Genomic DNA, 26,383 nt, shown 5'->3' with positions numbered 1-26,383 from the left:
AATGATTTTTATCCGTATCCTACAATTTGACTATACGAGTATTCGCTGGTTAAAATGTAAGTGAGTCAGGGATATCAAAGATTATCTAAGATACTTTCAAAAATGACCAAGATCTTTTCTCGTTTATCAATAGGGAGCTGTTTAATCTTCATGTTGATTCTTTTGAGTGAAAGATTGTCAGTCTTATCAGAGGTTGATTCAAGGTTATCAAAATTGAAAAATTCCTCTGGGGTCATCTCTAGGGCGTCAATCACTTTTTCAAGACTGTGAATGGTCAGATTCACATTTTGGTTTTCTAGTTGGTTGATATACTTAAGCCCAAGTCCCGCTTGTTCCGAAAGTTCTTCCTGGCTCATTTTGTTTTGTGTTCGAAAATATTTCACTTTTTTGGAAATATATTGTTGTAAATAGTTTTTAGTTGTCATATAAATAGAATACAAGTTTTGTATGACAAAAAAACACCTTAAAAAATACGAAGTATTGTATAAAAAACTTAAATGATATTTATCTATTGTAATTTGCCTTGTAAATTTATATTTTAGTATGGCTTTATTTGTCCGATGGTAAAGAGCGATTACCGAAAATCTTATGAGTATAGAAATTTATAACATAAAGAGGTTAAAGAATCACAAAATGGTGCTTTGAGTAATAATCTACAGAATAAAGAGTTTTCAATAACGCTTTACTTCTAGACTCATTATAACATATACACTAACGATTGTATTTTTTAAATAACAAAGTTCGACTAAAAATACATATTAAGTGGTATAATATTATCAAAAAGGAGGTTGCACTATGACTGCACATGATATTTTAAATAACCCTTTCCTTAATAAAGGGACTGCCTTTACCTTAGAGGAACGGAAGGAACTAGGTCTTATTGGTTTATTGCCACCTTATGTTCAAACCATTGAAGAACAAGCGGCACAAACTTATGAGCAAATGCAAACAAAAGTAAATGATTTGGAAAAACGTCTTTTCCTAATGGAAATTTTTAATACCAACCGTACTCTTTTCTATTATCTATTTTCTCAACATTTGGAAGAATTCAATCCAATTGTATATGACCCAACCATTGCAGATACCATTGAAGGTTATAGTGACCTCTTTGTAGATCCCCAATATGCGGGATATCTTGATATTAATCATCCTGAAAATATTGAAGCCACTTTGAAAAATGCTGCTGGTGATCGCGAGATTCGTCTCATTGTTGTAACAGATGCAGAAGGAATCCTTGGAATCGGTGACTGGGGAACCAATGGTGTCGATATTTCTGTTGGGAAATTGATGGTCTATACGGGTGCTGCTGGAATCGATCCTTCTATGGTCCTTCCTTTAGTCATTGATGCAGGGACTAACCGTGAAGAACTTCGGAATAGTCCTAATTACTTAGGAAATCGTCACGAACGGGTCCGCGGAGATCGTTACTACGACTTCGTTGACCAATTTATTCAAACAGCAGAACGTCTCTTTCCTAAACTCTACCTTCACTGGGAAGACTTCGGCCGCTTGAATGCTGCCAATATACTTGAAAAATACCGGAAACAAATTCCAACTTTTAATGATGATATTCAAGGTACAGGAATCGTTACCTTGGGTGGTATCTTTGGCTCACTGGATATTAGTGGTGAAAAATTAACAGATCAAGTTTATCTCTGCTATGGTGGTGGTACTGCGGGTGCAGGAATTGCCTCTCGTGTTCTTCGTGAAATGGTGAGTGAAGGTCTTTCTGAAGAAGAAGCTTATAAACGTTTCTTTATGGTTGATAAACAAGGTCTTCTCTTTGATGACATGGATGATCTAACTCCTGAGCAAAAACCGTTTGCTAAGAAACGTGCTGACTTTACTAACGCAGACAAGTTGACTGACCTGCTTGAAGTAGTGAAGACTGTGAATCCAACCATTCTTGTAGGAACTTCGACTCAGCCTAATACCTTCACTAAAGAAATAGTAGAGGCTATGTGTGAAAATACAGAGCGTCCGATGATCTTCCCTTTGTCAAATCCAACCAAACTAGCTGAAGCTAGTGCCAAAGATTTGATCGAATGGTCAGATGGCAAAGCTTTTGTCGCAACAGGAATTCCTGCTGATACGGTTTCTTATAAAAGTGTCGACTATGTGATTGGTCAAGCCAATAATGCCTTGATTTACCCAGGTCTTGGTCTAGGTATGCTGGCTTCTGAAGCAAGTCTTTTGACTGATGAAATGATTGGAGCAGCGGCTCATTCATTGAGTGGTATTGTCAATCCAGGACAACCAGGAGCTCCTGTTTTGCCGCCGTTCAAGTATGTAGCAGATGTTTCTATTAAAGTAGCGGAAGCAGTCGCTAAAAAAGCGCAAGAGCAAGGTCTTGCACGCGCTAAGGAAACAGATATGGCCAAAGCCGTTCGTGATTTGAAGTGGTATCCAGAGTATAAATAATTCATTTCTGTTGCTATCCTTCTATACCGACAGATTTATATGGGCTGTGGACTTAAGAAATTTAGAAAGGATACCTATGTCACTCTTTTTAACCTCGATTACGAGTATCATTCCGATTATCGCTATTATTGTTTTGGGGTACATTCTTCAGGTGAGGGGATGGTTTGGAGATGACTTTGGTCCCAACCTGTCTCGTTTGATCATGAATGTAGCCTTGCCAGCGTCAATCTTTGTGTCGGTGATGAAATACCTAACACTAGATAAACTAATCAGTCTTTCTGGAGGCCTCCTTTATACTTTTGTGGCATTTATCTTAGGATATATCGTAGCTTATATTGCAGTTATGCTTTTCAAGATCCGTCCAGGACGACGAGGAACCATGATTAATACCTTTGTTAATGCCAATACTATTTTTATCGGTTTACCTTTAAATGTTGCTCTTTTTGGGGATCAGGCTCTTCCATATTTCTTAATTTACTATATCACCAACACGATTTCCACCTGGACATTAGGCGTGTATTTGATGACGAGCGATAGTAAATCGGGCCAAAGCAAGAAGACAAGTAAATTTGACTGGAAGAAATTGCTACCAGCTCCACTTGTAGGTTTTCTTGTGGCTCTACTATTTTTGATTCTTCGAATTCCTATTCCAGATTTCGCAACGAATACCTTAACCTATGTTGGAAATATCGTCACTCCCCTATCTCTGATTTATATTGGTATCGTTCTTGCAAAGGCGGGCTTGAAAACTATTACTTTTGATAAAGATACAATTGTCACTTTAGTTGGACGCTTTATCCTAGCTCCTCTGATCATGCTTCTTGTATTGAAGTTCTTTGCCCCAAATATAGCGACAGTAGAATTTAAGACCTTTATGATTCAGTCCGCTACACCAGCTTTAGCTGTTCTCCCGATCCTTGCTAATCAAGGAAAAGGAGATGTGGAATTCTCTACGAATGTAGTGACTCTAAGTACGGTTCTATTTATCGTTGTTATTCCAATATTACAAACTTTATTAGGATAAGAAGGAAGAGGATAGGATTGAAAGTTCTGAGTTAAGAAATTTCCCTATTTAAAAAATATTGATTCAAATTTTATGAAATTAATCAGTAGATATCGTTCTGAAAATCCTTGATAATACGCTGTTTTTAGTCCAACTGAAACCCATACTTTCCAAACCAGGTCTTAAGAAAGCTCGTAAAGCTAGCCAGTTCTCAAAACGTTAAGAAGCGGCTACAATACAGCATTTACAACACTTCATGGTTCACACCATGGGGTGTTTTTTGACGTTTTTTAACAAAATTCACACCACTTTTCACACCAAATTCAGGCTCTTTTCTACCATTTATCAAGTCTATCAAGGCTTTAAGTAAAGAAAGAGTTAAGACAGTAGCTATTCTGAGGTTACTGTCTTATTTTTAACACTTTTTGATCCATAAAGGGCATGCTAAAAAACACCTCATCTGGTATTTTTGTCAACTGTAGTGGGTTACCAAAAAGTCATACTCTGGAGAGGACAAGATTTGTTCTCTCCTTATAAACAATCGCTTCATTTTGAAAATCAGGAAAGCCTTGTTTACGGATCTAGTAAAGCAAATAATAGCCAAGAAGGCAATGCAATGTTTGGTGGCTTCTTCTTTATCGGTATCTTCCTATCCATTATCTTTATGGTCGGTACTGTATTAGTCATCTACTACAAACAAATCTCTGAAGGATATGAAGACCTCGAACGCTTTGTAATTTTGCAAAAGGTTGGTTTGGATCAAAAGCAGATCAAGCAAACTATTAATAAGCAAATCTTGACCGTTTTCTTTCTTCCTGTAATCTTTGCCTTCCTCCATCTGGCCTTTGCTTATCATATGTTGAGCTTGATTCTAAAGGTCATTGGAGTAGTCGATGCGACCATGATGTTGACGATAACCTTATCAATCTGTGGAATCTTTGCACTCATCTATGTTTTAATCTTTATGATTACTTCAAGAAGTTATCGTAAGATTGTTCAAATGTAAAAAATAATAATGCAATAGAGTGCCTAGAATATAAACATATAAAAATAAAGGAGATAATATGAAATCTGAAAGTTATTTTGACGAAGGAATCCTAGATTATATTGGATACTCTATCTTAGTAGCCATAATTTGCAGGCTTACCTTGGGGATCGCAACACCTTAGGCGGTTTGCATGATGCAAAATTGAAAACCAAATAAACGGTAGTAGATGGTCAACGTCTATACTTTGACGGGACTGGAACACAACTATTCGGCAACTGGATTAAGGGGGTTCTTCTAACCATCATAACGTTTGGGATCTATGGCTTCTGGTTGAACATAAAAATGGAGGAATGGATTGTCGAACACACTCATCAAGTTTAAACATTAAAGCGGCATCTTCTTTCAGAGGAGATACCGTTTTTTCTTTTTCGGATAAGGAAACAAAATTTTCTTCCTTTCTCTATCTTTTAAATTGATATATTTTTGCAGAGAAAGACTGTAAAATTTTTGATATAATGTTAAGGATAGACTGACGGATGCTTAAAGGATATTTTTCAAAAGACTTACAGGTGAGAACTAAGAAAATTTAAATACATATGTAATGTTTGACAGAAAATCACTCTGCCCTCATCAATGGATAAACAGAAATAATTCAAATAAAAGGAGTAACCAATGACCAGAAACTATTCAACACGGGAATACCGTGAAAAATTATACGATGATCTTCATGTTAGATCGAGAGATATAGCGATTTTGATGTGTGCAATTTTTATTGCCTCTATCGGACTAAATATGAATTCAACAGCTGTTATTATAGGGGCCATGTTAATTTCACCTCTCATGACACCGATTGTTGGACTAGGATTAGGTTTAGCTATTTTTGACACTCGTTTAGTTAAGCAAGCTCTAGGGGTTTTACTTACTCAAGTATTTGTCAGTTTACTTGTATCGACTCTGTATTTCTGGATTACTCCCTTATCTTATGCAAGTAGCGAGTTGATTGCACGAACTTCTCCAACGATTTGGGATGTCCTAATTGCTATTGCCGGTGGGATTGCTGGTGTGATCGGTTCAAGGAAAAAAGAAGCAAACAATATTGTGCCAGGAGTAGCCATTGCTACAGCTCTGATGCCACCTATCTGCACTGCCGGCTATGGTTTAGCTAATGGAAATGTACGATTTTTATTTGGTGCTCTCTATCTTTTCTTGATTAACTGTGTCTTTATAATGCTAGCCAACATTATAGGAGCAAAAATTTTAATGAGAAAATCTCCCTTAACTTCATTCAAAGAGCTAAGCATTAAAATGAAAATTGGTTTGATATCTTTGATTGTATTATTGGTTGTTCCAGCCGGTTATTCGGCAGTTACTCTGACTATAGAACAAGCGCGAAAAGAAGGTGTCAAACAGTTTGTAGGAAAAGAGTTTGCCAATTATACGGTCATTAATCAAGTCTACAAGTCAAGGGACAATGAATTGGTCTTGACAATTGTTGGTGACCCGATTTCAGAAGAAGAATTAGAAATAATTCACCAAAAACAAGCCTCTTACGGTATTCAATCTGTTCAATTGAAAGTCAATCAAGTCCATAATTCGACAAAATTAGATAGTGAAGCGACCAAGGAATTTTATGAAACCATTGACAAGTATATCGATCAAAAACTCTCTGAAAAGGATTCGCAAAAAGATCTCGTAAAAGAAAATGAAGCAGACAAGGATTGAGGACGATGAACTGAATAGGTTTAGAGTTGCTGTCTGAAGAAAATAGTCTAGATGTCTATTCTTTTGAAAAAGAAAATCGGGAGTATTTTGAGCGAAATTTACCTCCCAGACCAGCTAACTATTTTGATCCAGAAGGTTTTAAAAAAATTACAGCGGAATTGTTAATGGAACAAGAAAATCATGACACCTACATGCATCTTATTAGAGATTCGCAAGGCATGATGGTCGGAAGAATCAATTTAAGTGTTTTAGGGAGCGATAGAAAAACAGCAGAACTTGGATATAGGATTGGAGAAAATGTTACTAATTTAGGCTATGCAAGCGAAGCGGTTAAACTTGTTTTAGACAAGGCATTTCATACTTATGGTTTAAATAGAATCATTGCGGGAGCGGCAACGGATAATCTTGCCTCTAAGAGAGTGCTTTTAAAAAATGGTTTCAACTTTAGTAGGATCATAGAAAATGACCTACAAATGAATAATGAGTGGGTTCATACAGCGGTATTTGAGATAATGAATCGATAACATCATCATTCCCGGTTTACTGACAGGATATATGGAGTCATTAATCATTGCGGATATTCAAGAATTTTCTCTGGATCTAAAAAGTCAAGAGTTTATCGGAAATTTCTCTGAGTCATTTTTTGAGATTTATAAAAGCAATTTTCACGAATTGTTTGATTAGCGATATCAGCTGTAATTAGATATGCTTTTGTTACCTGTTTATCACTATGAGTTAAGGCTCCAGAAACAGGCTGTAGTGAAACTCCAGCTTGCTTTGTTAACGTGGCTTCTGTGTATCCCAGTTTATAAAAGGATCGTAGAAAAAATCTCAGTTTTACATTCATGGGATGCTTCTGATCTCTCCTGAAAAATCAATGCCTTAGCAATATAGAAAAACACCCTTACCCCTAGTTCTGCTAAAAGCATAGGATAAGAGTGTTTTTTTATTAAGAACGAAAGACGATGATTATTCTTCGTCTTTTTTGATAATGTTTTTAACGCCTGCGATAGCACCTTCAACAGCGCCTTTTGCGTCTTCAGCGACTTCTTTCACTTTTGAAGCCACTTTTTCAGCAGTTCCTTCTGCTTGAGTTTTTGAATCGCCAGTAAGTTTACCGAAACCTTCTTTGATAGAACCTTTAGCTTGGTTGAATTTTTCTTCGATTGACATGGAAATTTCCTCCGTTTATTTAGTGTATTATCTAAGTTGGATGCGGTTTGATACTCATTCAAGCGAGATAATAGATACAGTATAGACTCTTTACGAAGAAAAAGCAAATAATTGCTACGAAATGACAAATAATTTTTAATAGGTCACGACATTAATTTCGCCCTTGTCATACTCTGCAATGAAGATATCGGAGACATTTTCAAAGCCTTCTTTTTGTAATTCGGACATCAACCATTCTTCTGACTTGCCGATAGTTTCTAAGATTTCAAGTTGGACAACTCCATCTGTAATAATCGGATATTTCGGATTTTCATCACCAATTCTTACGATAATCAATTGGCCATTTTGCTCGATGACAGCTCTTTTGACTTCTTTCAGTTGGAAGACTCCTTGGGAGCGTAATTTCAAAGCGACATCTGATGCGGATAGACCTTTTGAACGGCATGCTTCAGGATCTAGTTTTCCGTTTTTGATGATAATAGTTGGTTTCCCATCAATCAGATGTTTGATGTAGGAAACGTTGGTGTTCAGCCATTTTAAGAGNAAAATCAGAATAGTCCAGATGATTAGGATGATTGCATATTGAAGGATAGTAATGGAGCTATTGTAGATGACCCCGCCGATAATGCCACCGAGAACAAAGTTTTGTACTTGGTCTGTTGCAGAGCTTGGTGCTAAATTTCCCTTACCTGTCATATTGATGACAAAAACGAGAGAAACGAGTCCCAAAGCTAACTTAATTGCAATTGTAATAAAAAAGCTCATTATTTTTCAACCTCCACGAGTTCAACGTCTGATTTGTACAGTTCCATTTTTTCTAATAAATAACTATCCTGATCGGTTCCGCTAATAGCGCGGTAGAATTGCTTGCCAACCTTGATAATTGCGCCATCTGTCGTAGCTGAAGTATTGACGTAGACTTCTTCTTTCTCAACGCCTAATTCTTTTGAGACAACCTCAATAAAATGCAAGGAGCTACGGAATTGATTGTCATTTGACTGATTGTTTTGGAAGTTAGTAATGCTAATCAAAACAGTGGCTACTAGGGACAAGATAGAAATAATGGATAACTCACGGAACTTACTTCCTCGTTTATCTTTATAGGCCTTAAAGGCGAAAAATCCCGTCACTAAAACCAAGCAGGCGGATATAATCACCATCACCCAATTCTGCTGGCTAATCTGACTCAGTACATAGTCATATGAATAGAATTTCATAAGATCCCTCACTTTTTTTGAATTCAAGCTATTATAAAACAATTTAGCGGCTACATCAATAGCTTTATATCGGAAAAATAAGGTTTTCTAGAACTTGTTTGAAATATGAGTTTGACTGCTGGTGATCTTTCAAAAAGATACTGTATATTCTCAGGTAAAATATTTGCTTCATTCGAGTTTCCAAACTGCCAATAGAACTTGACAAAATCATTCAGAGTGCTAGAATAGGAGACAGGTAGAGGCCGATTTAGCTCAGTTGGTAGAGCAACGCACTCGTAACGCGTAGGTCACAGGTTCGAGCCCTGCAATCGGCAGAAAGAAAACCAGCACCTTTTTTATGGGGTTGCTGGTTTTGTTTATATAATTCTTATAAAGAAGTAAGAAAAGTTAGGCCACCTAATATCACTCCCGCAGCATTGGGAATAATGAGGATCCAGTCTTTTTTAGGTTCTTTTGTCCAACCGTAGATAACCCAAATCAGGCAAGAAACTGCTGCGAATAGTGGTTGGAAAGGTTGAGCTTTGGATCCTTGTAAGTTTGCGATAATTTGTGGAATATAAGCGACGAATACAAGAATTCCAATAAAAGCTCCAATAGATCCGACAAAACGATTAATTTTTTGTTTTGACATACGATACCTCCTGAGAGTCCATTATATCAAAACGGAAAAAATTGTCAAATGAGACGTAAGCCAGTATGGAGAATAAGTTTTAGTTTTTATCTAAAACTAAGAGAAAGAGCCAAGTGTGGTTTGAGAAGTAGCGATAGAATTGTTCATACCTGGTTTATCCATTGTTAGGCTGGATAGAGAGCTTATGATCATAGAAATAGTAGTAAATCAGTATTGTCGTGTTGATAAAAATGGGTAATGATTAATTTCTTTGAAGCCTTATGCTGGGAAAATTCAAGATTTTTTATTTCATTTTAATCTTTTAAAATAACCACTTACCAGCCCATATTGACCACTTACTGAAAGTCCCTTGTTTCTTTTCAAGAAATTGTTATAATGAAGATAGAAAGAGGGGAGGAGTGCTTATGAAGGTTCGGATTGAGCTAGACGAGCGTTTAGCTGACACAGAATTGGTGATTCGAGTATCGCGGATTGATGATAGGATTCAGAAGATTCAAGATGCTTTGAATGAAGCGACTGCTCCAGCTATTCTCTTTTACAAGGAAAATAGTGAGTATTTTGTGGACTTGGCAGAGATTCTCTTTTTCGAGACCGATGGAGCCAAAATCTTTGCTCACGCGCGCAATGATGCCTATGAGGTCAAGTTGAAACTCTATGAGCTGGAGGAGCTATTGCCCCGCTATTTTTGCAGAATTTCTAAGTCAACCATTGCTAATGCTAGGGCGATCTATTCTTTAGAAAAGTCTTTCTCGGGCACCAGTTCCGTCCAGTTTTCTGAAACGCATAAGAAAGTGCATGTTTCAAGGCATTATTATCAACTACTAAAAGAAAAGTTAAGTGAAGTGAGGTAATCATTATGAAAAAAACAATTCTAGGCATCGGTTTCTTGGTTTTAGCCGGCTGGGTTTTGCTTCAGGGAAACTTTGGTATTCCTATGTTCAGTTTTAATATCTGGCCCCTGCTTTTGGTCGGCATGTTTGCGTATTTTGCTTTGGAAAATTTCTTGGAACGAGATTTTGGTGCTGCCCTGATCATGACGATTATCGCTCTGATGATTGCTAATTCTGCCTATCATTTCTTAGCCATCTCCACTGGTACCTTGATCATGGGTGGAATTTTGGCCTGCATTGGGCTTAACATGATTTTTAAGCCGAGAAGAATCTGGGGTGTCCGTTATTTGTCTGGCAAGGGCTTGTCTACAAAGGAAGGAGAGATTTCCTTTGGTAGCGGCACTCGCTATATCAACTCGGATAATTTTATCCATGATAAAGTAGAGTGTGCTTTTGGTAGTGCGGCCGTCTATTTTGATAATGCCAGAATTTTAGGTGATTCTGCTAGTTTTGATGTGGAAGTATCTTTCGGCAGTGCTGTGCTTTACATTCCAAGCAACTGGCGAGTAGAGTTAAATGTGGACAATGCTTTCGGTACGGTTGTCAATCCGCATAATGTCAATGAAAAAGACAAGACTTTATATGTACGAGGTGACGTCGCCTTTGGAGCTTTGAAGATTGTTTACATCTAAGAAAACGGATTATTGGTCAGAAATTGCAAAGTTTGGGAAAATTTACTTGCCAAAAGCCAAGTTTTTTGATAATATAGTACGGTATGTGGTGCTAGCACATCCGTAATATTAGATCTAATAGGAGGAAACACACTAATGGCTAAAGTATGTTACTTTACAGGTCGTAAGACTGTATCTGGAAACAACCGCTCTCACGCGATGAACCAAACAAAACGCGCTGTTAAACCAAATCTTCAAAAAGTTACTGTTTTGATCGACGGAAAACCTAAAAAAGTTTGGGCTTCAGCTCGCGCGCTTAAGTCAGGTAAAGTTGAACGCGTTTAATACATGAAAGGGATTGGAAAGATTTATTCCTTCCCTTTTTTGTTGTTGAATTTTCAGACTAGACAGTTTATTTCTGCCCTTCCTCTTTTACACCCTGTCTAAAATATGGTAAAATAAACTATAAAATACTTTTGAGGTACAAATGATGACTGTAAAAATCAATACAAAAGATGGTCAAATTGAGCTGACTGATGACGTGATTGCAACAATCGTTGGCGGCGCAGCAACCGAAATTTTTGGTGTGGTTGGAATGGCCAGCAAAAATGCAATTAAAGATAACTTTCAAGCTCTTTTGGGTAAAGAAAACTATGCCAAGGGTGTGGTAGTAAAAACGTCTGAGGATGGTGGTATTGCAGTTGATGTTTATACCGTTTTGAGCTACGGCATTAAAATCAGTGAAGTTTCCAAAAATATCCAAGAACGCGTTAAGTTTAGTTTGGAAAATCAACTTGGGATCACTGCCCATACAGTGAATGTCTATATCCAAAATATTAAAGTTGTAGGAGAATAATCGTGTCAAATATTACTACTAGTTTATTTCAAGAAATGGTGCAGGCGGCATCAACTCGTTTAAATAAACAGGCTGAATATGTCAATTCTTTAAATGTTTTCCCAGTTCCAGATGGTGACACAGGAACCAATATGGGCATGACCATTGAAAATGGTGCCAAAGAAGTAGCTGATAAGTCAGCTTCAACAGTTGGTGAAGTGGCCGCTATCTTTGCCAAGGGACTCTTGATGGGTGCGCGTGGGAACTCTGGTGTTATCACGTCTCAGCTCTTCCGTGGTTTTTCACAAAGCGTAAAAGGCAAAGATGAGCTTGATGGACAAGCTTTGGCTCTTGCCTTCCAGTCTGGTGTAGAAGTAGCCTATAAGGCTGTTATGAAGCCAGTTGAGGGAACAATTCTGACCGTTTCTCGTGGTGCGGCCATCGGTGCTAAAAAGAAAGCTGAAGCGACAAATGATGCTGTCGAAGTTATGAAAGCGGCTCTTGAAGGAGCAAAGGCTGCCCTTGCTAAAACGCCAGATATGTTACCAGTTCTCAAGGAAGTTGGTGTTGTGGACTCTGGTGGTCAAGGTTTGGTCTTTATCTATGAAGGCTTCCTTTCTGCCCTGACTGGCGAATATATCGCATCAGAAGATTTCCAAGCGACTCCGGCTACGATGACTGAGATGATCAATGCTGAACACCACAAATCTGTAGCAGGCCATGTGGCAACAGAAGACATCACTTTTGGTTATTGTACAGAAATCATGGTGGCTTTGAAGCAAGGACCAACCTATGTCAAGGACTTTGACTATGATGAATTCCGTAATTATTTGAATGAGCTTGGTGATTCCTTGCTGGTAGTTAATGATGATGAAATCGTGAAAGTGCACGTTCATACAGAAGATCCAGGTCTTGTTATGCAAGAAGGGCTGAAGTATGGTAGCCTTGTCAAGGTAAAAGTGGACAACATGCGTAACCAGCACGAAGCCCAGCTTGAGAAGGAAGAAAAAGCTACCAAGCCAGCTGAAGAAAAAGAGTACGCTATTATTGCAGTAGTAGCTGGTGACGGTCTTGCTGAAATCTTCAAGGCTCAGGGCGTTGATTATATCATTTCTGGTGGTCAGACTATGAACCCTTCTACAGAGGACTTTATCAAGGCTGTTGACCAGGTGAATGCGCGCAATATCATTTTCCTGCCTAACAATAAAAATATCTTCATGGCAGCTCAATCTGCAGCAGAAGTGCTTGAGCAACCAACGACAGTGATTGAAACACGCACGCTTCCTCAAGGTTTGACAAGCCTTTTGGCCTTTGATAGTGGAAAAACCATCGAAGAGAACCATGAGAGAATGACAGCTGCCTTGAGCGATGTGGTTAGTGGTAGTGTTACGACAGCGGTTCGTGATACGACGATTGATGGCCTCGAAATCCATGAAAATGATAACTTGGGTATGGTTGATGGCAAAATCCTTGTGTCAAATCCAGATATGTTAACAACTTTAAAAGCAACCTTTGCGAAGATGTTGGATGAAGACAGTGAGATTGTTTCAATCTATATCGGTGAAGATGGTGACGAGGAATTGGCAAATGGCCTGGCTCAAGATCTGATGGAAGAATATGAAGATCTAGAAGTTGAGATCCACCAAGGAAATCAGCCAGTTTATCCATATATTTTTAGTGTAGAATAATTTATTTGAGAGTGGGACAGAAATCGGTAATTCGTTAGAATTCGATTTCGTCGTCCCACCTCCGCACAGTTGAGTAGGGCTGTAAAAGCTGATGAAATCAGCGTAGTAGAGTCCACTCAACCACTGCGTCTTTGCTCGACAATCCAAAGACAATTGAGAGGCTAGGACTTTTGCCCCAGCCTCTTTAATTTTTTTATATGTAAGATTTAGACAAGATAATGGTATTATGGTATACTGGAAAAAATAAAAAGAAAAGGTGTACTATGAAAAAGTTATTTATTCTAATTATTTCTGCTTCTGTATTATTGACAGGTTGCGTATTTCCAACATCTGGCAAGCATCGTCCGAAAGTTCCAGCTGAATCAAAAGTTGCTAAAACAAGTTCTAGCTCAAGCTCAAGTGACTCCTCTACGAGTGCTTCTTCTGAAAGTACAGCTATTGTCTCTAAAACCTTGGTCGGAGACCTCAAAGGCATCCATCATCGTGATACGGTGACCTATCGAGGAGACAAACTCTTGAAACTTCGAATGGAGCTGTTGAGTAATTTGCCAGAAGAAGCCAGTGGTGCTGCAGCCACTATGAGCCCAGAGGAAATGACCGCTATCATTCGAGAAGGAATGGAATCAGAACCAAACTACGTGGAAGCTAAGAATATGGAAGGAGTGACGATTGAGTACTCCGTAACAGCTGATAAGAAATTACAGGCCATAGTTGATCTGGATTTTGAGAAAATGGATGTAGCGAAAGCAGCAAGCCTATCTTTCTTTAAAGACTTGGGACTTAATGACATAAAAGACACCTCTCCTTCAATGTTTATTTTAGGTATGAAATTAGGCGGCTTGAAAGAAGAATAAGAGTGTATAAAGGCGAGTCATCTCGTCTTTTTTTGCTGTCTAGAAACCATGACATTTGTCATATGGTCTAGTGACAAAATCATCTAGTCGGAAGATGCGGGAAGTTTTATAATACAAGTAAGAAATGAAGAAATAGGGAGTAGTGACATGAAAATATGGTTGATAAAAGTAGCAGTCTTGAGTCTTGTTGGGATGATGTTTTATCAGTTGGCGAGAATGAGCGGAGCAGGTCTTTACCGCTTTCCTTGGGAGATTTTTGCTGGATTGGGAATGGCTAGCTACGTCCTAAAGGAAGTGGCTAAGTTAAGCAAGAGGAGAAAGTAGAAATGAAAAAGTACCTGTCCATCTTATTCATTGGAGTTGCAATGGGTGTATGGTGTTTTCAGATGATACCGGGTTTTCTGTTGGAATTTCTACCCCGGCAATTTTATATAGGAGTAGGGGGAGTGATTCTAGCTGTCTTTGTCATCTGGCCGCTCATCTATGATTTTATTAAGGAGGAAGATCATGAAATTGATTGAAGTGAAAAAGCTATCTAAAAGCATTCGGGGGAAGGAGATTCTGCATCACATTTCCTTTGACATTGAAGAAGGGGATTGTGTGGCTCTGATTGGCCCCAACGGAGCTGGTAAAACAACTCTGATGGATTGTCTCCTAGGCGATAAATTCCTGACTTCTGGTCAAGCATTGGTTCAAGGCTTAAAGCCAACGGATAATCGTTTGAAAGAGATGGTTGCCATTTTGCCACAGGAAAATACAGTGGTGGGGGATTTGAAAGTCAAGGAACTCCTCTCTTTCTTTCGCTCTATCTATCCTAATAGCCTGTCCGAAGAGGAAATCGATGCCTTGTTGGGCTTTTCTGATAAGCAGAAGAACCAGCTGGCTTCCAAGCTCTCTGGTGGTCAAAAACGTCTCTTTTCCTTTATCTTGGCCTTGATTGGCCGTCCAAAGATTCTTTTCTTAGATGAACCGACTTCGGCTATGGATACTTCGACGCGCCAGCATTTCTGGGAAATTGTGGACCAGCTCAAGAAGCAAGGTGTGACCATTATCTATTCTTCCCACTATATTGAAGAAGTGGAGCATACGGCTGATAGGATTTTGGTGCTCCATAAGGGAGAGCTCATCCGTGACACCACGCCTTATGCCATGCGCAAGGAAGAGCAGGAAAAACACTTCACCTTGCCTCTTTCCTATAAAGAAATCGTGGAAAAGATAGCTGGTGTAACGGAGATTGAAATCAAGCAAAAGGCGCTATCTTTTGCGACCAAGGATGCCAGTCAGGTCTGGCAAATTCTGCAGGAGCATGGCTGTACGATTGAAGAAATTGAGGTCCGCAATCGAACCCTGCTGGATAGTATTTTTGAGACGACACAAGAGTAAAGGAGCAGCATCATGAAAAATATGGCAAGTTTAATGAAAATGGAGTTAATTTTGATGAAGCGGCAGGCGGCCTACTACCTGCTCTCTATCGGGCTGCCCAGCGTTTTCTATCTGATCTTTTCAGGAATGATGTCAGGTTCTGATGTACCGGCGCTTGTGCTCCGAACCTATCTATTCTCTATGACACTTTTTAGTATCATGTCTAGTGCCTTTTTCAGCATTCCCAGCACCTTGCAGTCGGACAAGACCAATAACTGGCAAAAATTGATTCAGCATTCACCAGTTTCTATGGTAGAATATTATATATCAAAGCTTTTTAGTACTTTACTGACCTTTCTGCTTTCCATTATCGTGGTCTTCTCTGTCGGACATTTCGTTCGTGGAGTCAATGTGCCCATGATGGACTGGCTAATGATTGCCCTGATTCTTTTGATCGGTAGTCTGGTCTTTATCGCCATGGGCGTCTTGGTCAGTCTCCTGCCCAGTGCCCAGCTTATGTCGGTCGTAGGCAATATCGTTTATATGGCTTTAGCGGTCTTGGGTGGGCTTTGGTTTCCACTGACTATGTTTCCAGACTGGCTACAACTCATCGGCAAGCTAACGCCAAGCTATCAGCTCATGCAGGTGGTCTCTTCCTATTTGGAACACCATGACTGGAATGTGTCTGCCATGCTAATCGTCCTAGTCTACACCATTTTCTTTAGTATTTTAGTCCTTCAGCTCAAAAAACGGATTGAGGTTAAATAATTATATGTGGGAAAAGTTCCAAAACATACATCATATGTTTCATATTTCTCTGGTCTTTATCATCTTTCCGATAGCGGGTGTCATCAGTGGTGAGTACCCGCTTTTGACTTTGCTTTGGACAGCATTGTTAATAGGGGCCTATTACACCATCCTCATGGAGACAAAGCCTTTCTACCAGGCTCTATCCTGGTGGGTCATGCTTGCTTACATTTTTTACACTTCCATTTGGCTGAATGTGGGCTTCGTTTGGTATATTTTTTATTTGTCCAATCTTCTTGTTTATCATTACAATGATATTTCCCTTAAATCTTGGCGCTTTTGGAGTTTCCTAGCTGTCCAACCAGCTCTTCTGGTCGGGGTGTATATGCAGCAGCAATTTAGCACAGGCTATCTGGTCTTTTTCTCAACGACCCTTCTCTTTTCGGATTTCTTGACCCTAGGTCTGCATCGGATCCAAGTCGCTGAACAGCTCAAGGAAGAAAAAAGCAAGCAGAATGCTCAGCTCAATCTTTTCCTAGCGGAAAATGAGCGCAATCGAATCGGACGGGATTTACACGATAGTCTGGGACATACCTTTGCCATGCTTAGTGTCAAGACGGAGCTGGCCCAGCAATTCCTGCAAATGAAGGCCTACGAACAGGCGGAGAAAGAGATGGAGGAAGTGCGACGGATTAGTAAGCAGGCCATGGCTGATGTTCGACGGATTGTAGACAATCTCAAGACGCGGACACTGGATGAAGAATTAGCAACAATCCGAACCATGCTGGAAATGAGCGATATTGACTTGGAGCTTCATAATCAGCTCAATGTTGCTAGCATTCCTACAGAAATGCAGTTTACTATTAGTATGATTTTATTGGAATTAGCAACTAATATTATCAAGCATGCGGAGGCCAAGAAGTCCAGAATTGACTTGTATAGTCAGGATCGAGATTTGATCTTGGATGTTGAAGATGATGGTCGAGGCTTTAAGCGAGTCACTGGCCGAGAGCTGCATTCAGTTCGAGAGCGCTTGGAGGGGCTTGATGGTAGAGTGGAGGTCATCAGCAGCCAGAAGCCGACCATTATTCGCGTGTGCTTGCCGTATAGGGTTAAAGGAGATGAAAGATGAAGGTATTATTAGCAGAAGACCAGAGTATGCTACGGGATGCCCTTTGCCAGCTCTTGCAGTTGCAGCCGGATGTTACTAGTGTTTCTCAAGTGGCAGATGGTCGTGAAGCTATTGAGCTGCTCAAGACCAATCCAGTTGATGTGGCTATCTTGGATGTGGAAATGCCCTATCAGACAGGGCTGGATGTTCTAGAATGGGTGAAGGAGCATCAGCCAGCTGTCAAGGTAATCATTGTGACGACTTTTAAGCGGCCAGGCTATTTTGAGCGAGCGGTTAAGGCAGATGTTGATGCCTATGTACTCAAGGAACGTAGCATTGCGGATCTGATGAAAACCATCCACACTGTCTTGGCTGGACAAAAAGAATACTCACCTGAACTCATGGAAGTGCTGATGACTCATAAAAATCCCCTCTCCCATCAGGAACTTCTAGTCTTAGAGGCAGCAGCAACTGGGCTTTCTAATAAAGAAATTGCTGAAAAGCTCTATTTATCAAATGGAACTATTCGCAACTATATGTCGACCATCCTGACCAAGCTAGCAGCTGACAATCGTACGGAAGCTGTCCGGATTGCTCAAGAACAAGGATGGATATAAAATAATTATCTCGCTACATTCGGATTTAGCGGGATTTTCTTATCTTTTTCAATCAGAATGAAAAAAAACATCCGCGATACTTGCAATTTTTTTCAAAAATGTTATCATAGTAGAAAGCTTTTTGAATTTTTAGAAAATTGTAAATAAATGAAAGGGGAAATATGGAAAGAATCCAATTAGAAACTCCTAAGTCCGGCTCGCAGCTGGTCTTGGAAACCTTGAAAAATCTTGGTGTTGATACTATTTTTGGCTATCCTGGTGGTGCAGTCTTGCCCCTCTATGATGCTATTTATAGCTTTAAAGGTATCCGCCATATTCTTGGTCGCCATGAACAGGGGTGTGTTCATGAAGCAGAAGGCTACGCTAAGTCTACTGGGAAAATTGGTGTGGCCGTTGTAACCAGTGGTCCGGGGGCAACCAATGCCATTACTGGGATCGCCGACGCTATGAGTGACAGTGTTCCCCTTTTGGTGTTTACTGGGCAGGTAGCGACACCAGGCATTGGTAAGGATGCCTTTCAAGAAGCCGATATTGTCGGTATTACTACTCCCATCACTAAGTACAATTATCAGGTACGGGAGACGGCAGATATACCAAGAATCATTACGGAGGCCATTCATATTGCGACCACAGGTCGCCCAGGGCCAGTCGTCATTGATTTGCCAAAGGATGTCTCAGCTCTGGATACGGACTTTATCTATGACACTCAGTTGCATCTGCCAAGCTATCAACCAACAATTGAGCCTAATGAATTACAGATTAAGAAGATTCTTAAACAGCTTTCCAAGGCTAAAAAACCTGTTCTTCTTTCTGGTGGTGGTATTAGCTATGCAGGGGCAGCAGCGGAGATGGTTACTTTTGCAGAGCGGTATCAGATTCCAGTAGTGACCTCATTGTTAGGGCAGGGAACGATTGCGACAGATCATCCTTTGTTCTTAGGTATGGGTGGTATGCATGGTTCTTTCGCGGCTAATATTGCGATGACGGAAGCAGACTTCATGATTAGCATTGGATGTCGTTTTGATGACCGTCTGACTGGTAATCCTAAGACCTTTGCTAAAAGTGCCAAGGTGGCCCACATTGATATCGATCCAGCAGAAATTGGCAAGATCATCAGCGTGGATATTCCTATTGTAGGAGATGCCAAGAAAGCTTTGCAAATGTTGCTTGAAGAAGAGCAAGTGCACAACAATACCAGCAAGTGGATAGAAAAGGTGACACGAGACAAGGAGCGGGTGCGCTCCTATGATAAGAAGGAACGAGTTGTCCAACCTCAGGCTGTTATTGAGCGCGTGGGTGAGTTGACCAAGGGCGATGCCATTGTGGTAACGGACGTCGGCCAGCACCAAATGTGGACAGCCCAGTATTATCCTTATCGAAACGAGCGTCAGCTAGTTACGTCTGGTGGTCTTGGAACCATGGGCTTTGGTGTTCCAGCAGCGATTGGAGCAAAGATTGCCAATCCTGATAAGGAAGTGGTTCTCTTCGTTGGAGACGGCGGCTACCAGATGACCAATCAAGAAATGGCCATCCTAAATATCTACAAGATTCCGATTAAGGTCATCATGCTCAATAATCATTCGCTAGGTATGGTTCGCCAGTGGCAGGAAGCCTTCTATGATGGTCGTACCTCCGAGTCAGTCTTTGACAGTTTGCCAGATTTTCAGCTGATGGCTCAGGCTTATGGTGTCAAATCCTATAAATTTGATGATCCCGAGACCATTGCTCAAGATTTGGAAGTCCTAAACGAAGATATACCGATGTTTATCGAGGTAGATATTTCCCGCAAGGAGCACGTGCTTCCAATGGTGCCAGCTGGCAAGAGCAATCATGAGATGTTGGGGGTGAAGTTCCATGCGTAGAATGTTGACAGCTAAACTCCAAAATCGTTCGGGTGTTCTGAACCGCTTCACTGGTGTGCTTTCCAGACGTCAGGTCAATATCGAAAGTATCTCTGTCGGTGCGACCGAGGATGAAAATGTTTCTCGGATCACCATTATCATTGATGTAAATTCCCTCAATGAAGTGGAACAGATTATCAAGCAGCTTAATCGCCAGATTGATGTGATTCGGGTGCGAGATATTACAGATCATCCTCACCTAGAGCGAGAAGTCATTTTGATCAAGGTATCGGCACCAGTTGCTAAGCGTGCAGAAATCTTGGCCATTATCCAGCCTTTCCGTGCAACGGTAGTCGATGTGGCACCAAGCTCGATCACTATCCAGATGACGGGCGATGCAGAAAAGAGCGAAGCGCTCTTACGAGTCATCCGTCCTTACGGCATTCGCAATATCGCACGGACTGGGGCAACGGGCTTTACCCGCGATTAAACGAAACCTTTAATTTGTTAAACCAGCCTATAAGGCAATAAAAAATAGAAAAGAGAGAAAAATTATGGCAGTTCAAATGGAATACGAAAAAGATGTAAAAGTAGCAGCACTTGACGGTAAAAAGATCGCCGTTATCGGTTATGGTTCACAAGGTCATGCTCATGCACAAAACTTGCGTGATACAGGTCATGATGTGATTATCGGTGTTCGTCCTGGTAAGTCATTTGACAAAGCTAAAGAAGATGGCTTTGATACATACACAGTAGCAGAAGCTGCTAAATTGGCTGATGTTATCATGATCTTGGCGCCAGATGAAATCCAACAAGAACTTTACGAAACAGAAATTGCTCCTAACTTGGAAGCTGGTAACGCAGTTGGATTTGCTCATGGTTTCAATATCCACTTTGAATTTATCAAAGTTCCTGCAGATGTAGATGTCTTTATGTGTGCACCAAAAGGTCCTGGCCACTTGGTTCGCCGTACTTTTGAAGAAGGCTTCGGTGTGCCAGCTCTTTACGCGGTATACCAAGATGCGACTGGAAATGCCAAAGATATCGCTATGGACTGGTGTAAAGGTGTTGGTGCAGCTCGTGTTGGTTTACTTGAAACAACTTATAAAGAAGAAACTGAAGAAGATTTGTTTGGTGAACAAGCTGTACTTTGTGGTGGTTTGACTGCCCTGATTGAAGCAGGATTTGAAGTTCTGACTGAAGCAGGCTATGCGCCAGAATTGGCTTACTTCGAAGTGCTGCACGAAATGAAACTCATCGTTGACTTGATTTATGAAGGTGGATTCAAGAAAATGCGCCAATCTATTTCAAACACTGCTGAATACGGTGACTATGTATCAGGTCCGCGCGTGATTACTGAGCAAGTCAAAGAAAACATGAAAGCAGTTCTTGCAGACATCCAAAATGGTAAATTTGCAAATGACTTTGTAAATGACTACAAGGCTGGACGTCCGAAATTGACTGCTTATCGTGAGCAAGCAGCTAACCTTGAAATTGAAAAAGTCGGTGCAGAATTGCGTAAAGCAATGCCATTCGTTGGTAAAAATGACGACGATGCTTTCAAGATCTACAACTAAGATTGTGTGGAAAACTCAGCTGGAATCCCAGCTGAGTTTGTTTACCTCATTTGGAAAGGAAAAGGAATGTTAACAGCAAAAGATATCGTCCGTGCTCATAAGGTATTAAAAGATGTTGTCGTCAATACACCTCTTGATTATGATCATTACTTGTCAGAAAAGTATGGGGCAAAAATTTATCTTAAAAAGGAAAATGCCCAACGTGTCCGTTCTTTCAAAATCCGTGGTGCCTATTATGCCATTTCTCAGTTGAGCAAGGAAGAGCGAGAACGTGGGGTTGTCTGTGCTTCTGCGGGCAATCACGCTCAAGGTGTCGCATACACTTGTAATGAAATGAAAATCCCAGCGACTATTTTTATGCCTATCACAACTCCTCAGCAAAAAATTGGACAGGTTCGTTTCTTTGGTGGCGATTTTGTTACGATTAAGCTAGTAGGAGATACTTTTGATGCTTCTGCTCGGTCGGCTATGGAGTTCACACGGATGGAAAATCGGACTTTCATCGATCCTTTTGATGATGCTCATGTTCAAGCAGGTCAGGGAACGGTTGCTTATGAAATCCTAGAAGATACAGCTCGGGAGTCCATCGATTTAGACTTGGTTTTGGTACCAGTAGGAGGCGGCGGTCTCATCGCAGGAGTATCCACTTACATCAAGGAAAGCCAGCCACAAATTGAAGTGATTGGGGTAGAGGCTAATGGCGCCCGCAGTATGAGAGCAGCTTTTGAAGCAGGCGGTCCTGTCAAACTCAATGAAATTGATAAATTTGCGGACGGTATCGCAGTCCAAAAGGTAGGGGCCTCTACTTATGAAGCAACGAAGAAGAATGTAGAAACACTTATCGGGGTTGATGAAGGCTTGATTTCTGAAACCTTGATTGATCTCTATTCTAAACAAGGAATCATCGCAGAGCCTGCTGGTGCAGCTAGCGTGGCGGCCTTGGAAGTGTTGCGAGAATATATCAAAGGAAAAACTGTCTGCTGTATTATTTCGGGAGGAAATAATGACATTAACCGTATGCCTGAAATGGAAGAGCGTGCCCTCATCTATGATGGAATCAAGCATTATTTTGTGGTGAATTTCCCGCAGCGGCCAGGGGCCTTACGTGAATTTGTAAATGATATCTTAGGGCCAAATGATGACATTACTCGATTTGAATATATCAAGCGTGCTAGCAAGGGGACAGGTCCAGTCTTGATTGGGATTGCTCTGGCTAATAAGCATGACTATGCGGGTCTGATCAATCGAATCGAGCATTTTGATCCTTCCTTCATCAATCTAAACGGAAATGAAACGCTTTACAACATGCTAGTCTGATCCTGAAAATATTTTAGTAAAACCCCACTTTTTAATTGCAAGTGAGTTAGGACTGTGCTAGAATATACTATATTAAATTAAGGAGATGCGCTTATGTTACTGAATTTCTTTTTCTTCTTTCTCATTTTTCTTCTTCTTTGTGGCCTATTGGCATTTAGCTCGCTTTATGTCGTGCGCCAGCAATCTGTTGCCATCATTGAGCGTTTTGGTCGTTACCACAAGACTAGTACAAGTGGGATGAATGTTCGTTTGCCTTTGGGAATTGACAAAATCGCTGCTCGTGTTCAGTTGCGTTTGCTACAAAGCGACATTATTGTTGAGACCAAGACTCAGGATAATGTCTTTGTGACCATGAATGTTGCGACCCAGTATCGGGTAAATGAACACAATGTGACAGATGCTTACTATAAACTCATGCGGCCAGAAGCGCAGATTAAGTCCTACATCGAAGATGCTTTGCGTTCCTCTGTTCCTAAGCTGACCTTGGACGAGCTCTTTGAAAAGAAAGATGAGATCGCCCTAGAAGTTCAAAAGCAGGTAGCTGAAGAAATGTCTACTTATGGCTACATCATTGTCAAGACCTTGATTACCAAGGTTGAGCCAGATGCAGAAGTTAAACAGTCCATGAACGAAATCAACGCGGCTCAGCGCAAGCGCGTGGCAGCTCAGGAATTGGCAGAAGCAGATAAGATTAAAATTGTAACTGCTGCAGAAGCCGAGGCTGAGAAAGACCGTCTTCATGGGGTCGGTATTGCAGAGCAGCGGAAGGCAATCGTAGACGGCTTAGCAGACTCAATTAAGGAGCTCAAAGGCGCCAATGTTGAGTTGACAGAAGAACAAATTATGTCCATCCTCTTGACCAACCAATATCTAGATACCTTGAATAATTTTGCAGATAAGCAAGGAAATAACACGATCTTCCTTCCAGCAAATCCTGATGGAGTGGAGAGTATTCGCACCCAGATCCTTTCAGCCCTCAAAGCTAAATAAATATAGAATATTCAGAATTATTTAATTTGTTTGTTTTGGTTTTTCTAAGTTGACAAACTGTATAAAAACCATTATATTAGTATTCGAAATAAGTTAGAGAGGAGTAAGAAATGGCTAAATCAAATTTTGAAAAAGTAGAGTCAGTCGTTGGATGGGTTCGTGACAAAAAAATTACAGGTTACCGTATTAGTAAAGAAACAAACGCGCGTGAAATGTCAATTATTGCTCTTGCTCAAGGACGTGCAAAAGTAAAGAATATTTCTTTTGAAACAGCTCTTGGCTTGATTGATTTCTACGATAAGAATCATGAAAAGTTTGAAGACTAATCTTCAAAAAGTGGGGAAACCCGCTTTTTTATTTTGCGAATAAAAAAACAAGGCGGATGTATCTTTTTCCGTCTTGTTTGTTTGATTGGTTGTTTATTTCAAGAAGCGATGTAGGAATTCCTTGGTTCGTTCTTCTTTAGGATCGGTAAAGAATTCTTGTGGAGTGCCTTCTTCTGCGATGACGCCCTTATCCATAAAGATAACACGGCTAGAAACATCGCGGGCAAATTCCATTTCGTGGGTCACGACAATCATAGTCAGGCCTTCTTTAGCCAATTCCTTCATGATTTTCAGGACTTCGCCAACCATTTCTGGGTCAAGAGCTGAAGTTGGTTCATCGAAAAGGATGGCATCAGGGTTCATAGAAAGCGCACGCGCAATGGCAACCCGCTGTTTTTGTCCACCTGAAAGCTGTTTAGGCTTGGCTTGCCAGTAGAGCTCACCCATACCTACCTTTTCCAGATTTTCTTTGGCAATCTTTTCTGCCTCAGCATGCTCTCTTTTGAGTACGGTTGTCTGAGCTACGATGGTATTTTCTAGGACATTGAGATTTTCAAAAAGATTGAAACTTTGGAAGACCATGCCTAATTTTTCGCGGTAATGAGTCAGGTCGTAATTTTCATCCAAGACATTTTTCCCGCGATAGAGAATTTCGCCAGCAGTAGGTGTTTCGAGGAGGTTGATGGAGCGGAGAAAGGTTGATTTTCCGCTACCCGAACTTCCGATAATGGAGATAACTTCGCCCTTGTGGACAGTCAGAGAAATGTCTTTTAAGACTTGATTCTTCCCATAAGATTTTTTGAGATTTTTAATTTCTAAAATTGTTTCGGTCATTGTTTCAATTCTCCCGTCTGCATTTGATTGGCACCTGTTGTGTAATGATCTGTGTCAAACTTCCGCTCGATGAAACGTAGGATTCGAGTGATAGTAAAGGTCAAGACGAAGTAAATGACTGCGATAATGGTGAAGGTTTGGAAATACTGATAGGTCTGAGTTGCAATGGTATTTCCTGAGAAGTAGAGCTCCACCACGGAGATAACATTCAGGACAGATGTGTCCTTGATATTGATGACAAATTCATTCCCCGTTGCAGGTAGAATGTTGCGGACCACCTGTGGCAGGACGACCTTGCGCATGGTTTGGCCGTGGGTCATTCCGAGCGCAGTAGCTGCTTCGAATTGTCCCTTGTCAACGGCAAAGATACCACCGCGGACAATTTCACTCATGTAAGCACCAGTATTGATAGAAACGATAAAGATGGCTGCAGCTGTCCGGTCAATCGAAATGCCAAAAGCCTGGGCCGTTCCATAGTAGATAACCATGGATTGTACAATCATAGGAGTACCACGGAAAATTTCAATGTAAACATTGAGGAACCAACCGAATAGTTTTTGTAGGAAGGCTAAAGCCTTGTTTTTTGAAATGGGTGCTGTCCGATAAACCCCAATCAGCAAACCGATGAGGAGGCCAGCGATTGTCCCTGTAATGGAAATGAGCAAGGTCAAACCAGCTCCGCGTAAGAACTGCGGCCAATTTTCCTTCCAAATCTTAAAAACTTTGTTGAAGAATGTATCTTCTGCATCGTCGGTGTCAGTATCTACAGGCTGATTCTTAATCATTTGATCCATCAGCTGGACTTGGTCATCCGTTGAGAGTTTAGCGATAGCTGCATTAGCTTGCTCGATTCGGCTGTCGTCTTTACGCATGCCGACGGCGATGGAAGCATCCTCTTCGCCAACTTCAAAGCCCTCTTTGAATTGAATCATTTTGAACTTAGAGTTAGCAGCTTCAGCTGTCAGAGCTTCGGGACGTTCAGAAATGTAACCGTCAATAACACCAGATTCTAGAGCTTGACGCATTTGGGCGAAATCTCCCATGGCCGTTTCTTGCTTGGCACCTGGCAGTTGAGAAATCAGATTGTAAAGATAGACACCTTGCTGGGAGGTGATTTTAGCATCCTTGAAGTCCTTGAGGGTCTTGGCATTGGCGTAGTTGCCGTCTTTTCGAACCAACATAACAGGCTCACTGGTGTAGTAGCTGTTAGAAAAGGCGATTTCTTTTTTACGTTCGGCTGTTGGGCTCATGCCAGCGATAATCATATCGATTTTACCAGAGGTCAAGGCTGGAATCAGTCCGTTCCAAGAAGTCTTTACAACCAGCGGTTCCTTGCCCATTTCCTGAGCAATCTTCTTGGCAACTTGGACATCGTAGCCATTGGCGTATTGATTTGTTCCTTCGATTTTGACAGCGCCATTCGAATCATCATCTTGGGTCCAGTTGAAAGGGGCATAGGCCGCTTCCATCCCAATTCTAAGATAATCATCCGCCTGAGCTACGGTAAAGGTCCCCAGACAGACGAGGAGGGCTGTCAATAAGGTTAAAATGAATTTTTTCATATTCTCTCCTAGTCCTTCTAAAATAGTTCTTTCTATTCTACCGAAAAATATTCGACTTTTCAATCC

The 26,383-nt window shown here is 40.7% G+C and carries 29 protein-coding genes, 1 tRNA gene and 2 pseudogenes; 25 read left to right on the top strand and 7 right to left on the bottom strand.

The features are described from left to right. Positions 1-74: 74 nt before the first annotated feature. Complete coding sequence (locus D8792_RS00870; RefSeq protein ID WP_125372660.1) at positions 75-425, bottom strand: helix-turn-helix domain-containing protein; 351 nt, start codon at positions 423-425, stop codon at positions 75-77. Positions 426-795: 370 nt separating this feature from the next. Here D8792_RS00870 and D8792_RS00865 point away from each other — a divergent pair, with 370 nt between their 5' ends. The 6 genes and pseudogenes from D8792_RS00865 to D8792_RS00835 all read left to right on the top strand — a co-directional run bounded on the left by D8792_RS00865 (position 796) and on the right by D8792_RS00835 (position 6,658). After that, positions 796-2,421, top strand: a complete 1,626-nt coding sequence (locus D8792_RS00865; RefSeq protein ID WP_125372515.1) for a malolactic enzyme — start codon at positions 796-798, stop codon at positions 2,419-2,421. Positions 2,422-2,497: 76 nt separating this feature from the next. Further along, positions 2,498-3,445 carry an AEC family transporter gene (locus tag D8792_RS00860; protein WP_125372514.1) on the top strand — a complete coding sequence of 316 codons (948 nt, stop codon included), beginning with the start codon at positions 2,498-2,500 and terminating at the stop codon, positions 3,443-3,445. A gap of 544 nt (positions 3,446-3,989) precedes the next feature. Beyond that, positions 3,990-4,430, top strand: a pseudogene (locus D8792_RS00850) (FtsX-like permease family protein); the annotation flags it as partial. Between the two features lie 58 nt (positions 4,431-4,488). After that, positions 4,489-4,793, top strand: a pseudogene (locus D8792_RS00845) (DUF898 family protein). Between the two features lie 291 nt (positions 4,794-5,084). Beyond that, on the top strand, positions 5,085-6,134 hold the full coding sequence (locus tag D8792_RS00840; protein WP_125372513.1) for a DUF389 domain-containing protein: 1,050 nt from the start codon (positions 5,085-5,087) through the stop codon (positions 6,132-6,134). Positions 6,135-6,160: 26 nt separating this feature from the next. Beyond that, positions 6,161-6,658 carry a GNAT family N-acetyltransferase gene (locus D8792_RS00835; protein ID WP_260470122.1) on the top strand — a complete coding sequence of 166 codons (498 nt, stop codon included), beginning with the start codon at positions 6,161-6,163 and terminating at the stop codon, positions 6,656-6,658. A 445-nt stretch (positions 6,659-7,103) separates the two neighbouring features. On the opposite strand, the gene D8792_RS00825 is transcribed toward D8792_RS00835, so the two are convergent. From D8792_RS00825 to D8792_RS00815, 3 genes are all read right to left on the bottom strand, one after another. Beyond that, complete coding sequence (locus tag D8792_RS00825) at positions 7,104-7,307, bottom strand: CsbD family protein (RefSeq protein WP_125372510.1); 204 nt, start codon at positions 7,305-7,307, stop codon at positions 7,104-7,106. Between the two features lie 135 nt (positions 7,308-7,442). Further along, positions 7,443-8,072 (bottom strand): DUF421 domain-containing protein, encoded by a 630-nt coding sequence (locus tag D8792_RS00820; RefSeq protein WP_125372509.1) that lies wholly within the window; start codon positions 8,070-8,072, stop codon positions 7,443-7,445. After that, complete coding sequence (locus D8792_RS00815) at positions 8,072-8,524, bottom strand: DUF3290 family protein (protein ID WP_062005147.1); 453 nt, start codon at positions 8,522-8,524, stop codon at positions 8,072-8,074. The genes D8792_RS00820 and D8792_RS00815 overlap by 1 nt, the downstream gene beginning before the upstream one ends. A 241-nt stretch (positions 8,525-8,765) precedes the next feature. Between D8792_RS00815 and D8792_RS00810 the strand changes: the two genes are divergently transcribed. After that, positions 8,766-8,838 (top strand) — tRNA-Thr (locus D8792_RS00810). A gap of 53 nt (positions 8,839-8,891) precedes the next feature. On the opposite strand, the gene D8792_RS00805 is transcribed toward D8792_RS00810, so the two are convergent. Next, positions 8,892-9,155: a SemiSWEET family transporter gene (locus tag D8792_RS00805; protein WP_005591744.1), complete on the bottom strand. Its 264-nt coding sequence runs from the start codon at positions 9,153-9,155 to the stop codon at positions 8,892-8,894. Positions 9,156-9,559: 404 nt separating this feature from the next. Here D8792_RS00805 and D8792_RS00800 point away from each other — a divergent pair, with 404 nt between their 5' ends. The 18 genes from D8792_RS00800 (at position 9,560) to D8792_RS00715 (ending at position 23,921) form a co-directional block, all read left to right on the top strand. After that, entirely contained in the window at positions 9,560-10,006 is a 447-nt protein-coding gene (locus D8792_RS00800; protein ID WP_125372508.1) for a LytTR family DNA-binding domain-containing protein, read from the top strand. 5 nt (positions 10,007-10,011) lie between these two features. Further along, on the top strand, positions 10,012-10,677 hold the full coding sequence (locus D8792_RS00795) for a LiaF transmembrane domain-containing protein (protein ID WP_125372507.1): 666 nt from the start codon (positions 10,012-10,014) through the stop codon (positions 10,675-10,677). A 135-nt stretch (positions 10,678-10,812) separates the two neighbouring features. Further along, positions 10,813-11,001, top strand: a complete 189-nt coding sequence (rpmB, locus tag D8792_RS00790) for a 50S ribosomal protein L28 (protein ID WP_001140948.1) — start codon at positions 10,813-10,815, stop codon at positions 10,999-11,001. Positions 11,002-11,146: 145 nt separating this feature from the next. Next, positions 11,147-11,512, top strand: a complete 366-nt coding sequence (locus tag D8792_RS00785) for an Asp23/Gls24 family envelope stress response protein (RefSeq protein ID WP_005591747.1) — start codon at positions 11,147-11,149, stop codon at positions 11,510-11,512. Between the two features lie 2 nt (positions 11,513-11,514). Beyond that, entirely contained in the window at positions 11,515-13,179 is a 1,665-nt protein-coding gene (fakA, locus tag D8792_RS00780) for a fatty acid kinase ATP-binding subunit FakA (RefSeq protein ID WP_125372506.1), read from the top strand. A gap of 263 nt (positions 13,180-13,442) precedes the next feature. Then, positions 13,443-14,033: an SP0191 family lipoprotein gene (locus D8792_RS00770; protein ID WP_125372505.1), complete on the top strand. Its 591-nt coding sequence runs from the start codon at positions 13,443-13,445 to the stop codon at positions 14,031-14,033. 147 nt (positions 14,034-14,180) lie between these two features. Then, complete coding sequence (locus tag D8792_RS11380; protein ID WP_185758375.1) at positions 14,181-14,357, top strand: hypothetical protein; 177 nt, start codon at positions 14,181-14,183, stop codon at positions 14,355-14,357. Between the two features lie 2 nt (positions 14,358-14,359). Next, positions 14,360-14,554, top strand: a complete 195-nt coding sequence (locus D8792_RS00765) for a hypothetical protein (protein WP_125372504.1) — start codon at positions 14,360-14,362, stop codon at positions 14,552-14,554. Then, positions 14,541-15,416 (top strand): ABC transporter ATP-binding protein, encoded by an 876-nt coding sequence (locus D8792_RS00760; protein ID WP_125372503.1) that lies wholly within the window; start codon positions 14,541-14,543, stop codon positions 15,414-15,416. The genes D8792_RS00765 and D8792_RS00760 overlap by 14 nt, the downstream gene beginning before the upstream one ends. A gap of 12 nt (positions 15,417-15,428) precedes the next feature. Further along, the gene (locus D8792_RS00755) at positions 15,429-16,163 is read left to right on the top strand and encodes an ABC transporter permease (protein WP_125372502.1); all 735 of its coding nucleotides are present in this window, start codon (positions 15,429-15,431) and stop codon (positions 16,161-16,163) included. 4 nt (positions 16,164-16,167) lie between these two features. Then, the gene (locus D8792_RS00750) at positions 16,168-17,274 is read left to right on the top strand and encodes a sensor histidine kinase (protein WP_125372501.1); all 1,107 of its coding nucleotides are present in this window, start codon (positions 16,168-16,170) and stop codon (positions 17,272-17,274) included. Beyond that, a complete protein-coding gene (locus D8792_RS00745) occupies positions 17,271-17,870 on the top strand; it encodes a response regulator transcription factor (RefSeq protein ID WP_125372500.1) in 600 nt (199 codons plus the stop codon). The genes D8792_RS00750 and D8792_RS00745 overlap by 4 nt, the downstream gene beginning before the upstream one ends. Positions 17,871-18,031: 161 nt before the next feature. Beyond that, positions 18,032-19,732, top strand: a complete 1,701-nt coding sequence (locus D8792_RS00740) for an acetolactate synthase large subunit (RefSeq protein WP_125372499.1) — start codon at positions 18,032-18,034, stop codon at positions 19,730-19,732. Continuing rightward, positions 19,725-20,201 carry an acetolactate synthase small subunit gene (gene ilvN / locus D8792_RS00735; protein ID WP_005591757.1) on the top strand — a complete coding sequence of 159 codons (477 nt, stop codon included), beginning with the start codon at positions 19,725-19,727 and terminating at the stop codon, positions 20,199-20,201. Before D8792_RS00740 ends, ilvN begins: the two co-directional genes overlap by 8 nt. A gap of 64 nt (positions 20,202-20,265) precedes the next feature. Then, on the top strand, positions 20,266-21,288 hold the full coding sequence (gene ilvC, locus D8792_RS00730; RefSeq protein ID WP_125372498.1) for a ketol-acid reductoisomerase: 1,023 nt from the start codon (positions 20,266-20,268) through the stop codon (positions 21,286-21,288). Positions 21,289-21,354: 66 nt separating this feature from the next. Continuing rightward, positions 21,355-22,605: a threonine ammonia-lyase IlvA gene (gene ilvA / locus D8792_RS00725; RefSeq protein WP_125372497.1), complete on the top strand. Its 1,251-nt coding sequence runs from the start codon at positions 21,355-21,357 to the stop codon at positions 22,603-22,605. Positions 22,606-22,698: 93 nt separating this feature from the next. Then, positions 22,699-23,595 carry an SPFH domain-containing protein gene (locus D8792_RS00720; RefSeq protein WP_005591760.1) on the top strand — a complete coding sequence of 299 codons (897 nt, stop codon included), beginning with the start codon at positions 22,699-22,701 and terminating at the stop codon, positions 23,593-23,595. Positions 23,596-23,705: 110 nt separating this feature from the next. Further along, entirely contained in the window at positions 23,706-23,921 is a 216-nt protein-coding gene (locus tag D8792_RS00715; protein ID WP_001130035.1) for a capsule biosynthesis transcriptional regulator, read from the top strand. Between the two features lie 93 nt (positions 23,922-24,014). Here D8792_RS00715 and D8792_RS00710 read toward each other — a convergent pair whose 3' ends face one another. Together D8792_RS00710 and D8792_RS00705 are read right to left on the bottom strand one after the other, a co-directional pair. Further along, the gene (locus D8792_RS00710; RefSeq protein ID WP_125372496.1) at positions 24,015-24,755 is read right to left on the bottom strand and encodes an amino acid ABC transporter ATP-binding protein; all 741 of its coding nucleotides are present in this window, start codon (positions 24,753-24,755) and stop codon (positions 24,015-24,017) included. Further along, positions 24,752-26,317: an ABC transporter substrate-binding protein/permease gene (locus tag D8792_RS00705; RefSeq protein WP_125372495.1), complete on the bottom strand. Its 1,566-nt coding sequence runs from the start codon at positions 26,315-26,317 to the stop codon at positions 24,752-24,754. The genes D8792_RS00710 and D8792_RS00705 overlap by 4 nt, the downstream gene beginning before the upstream one ends. Positions 26,318-26,383: the final 66 nt, after the last annotated feature.

Origin of the sequence: Streptococcus cristatus (genome assembly GCF_003943505.1) — a bacterium.
In the GTDB taxonomy this organism is placed as follows: domain Bacteria; phylum Bacillota; class Bacilli; order Lactobacillales; family Streptococcaceae; genus Streptococcus; species Streptococcus cristatus_E.
The sequence above is the reverse complement of the archived record's forward strand: the minus strand, read 5'-3'. Positions and strand labels throughout refer to the sequence as shown.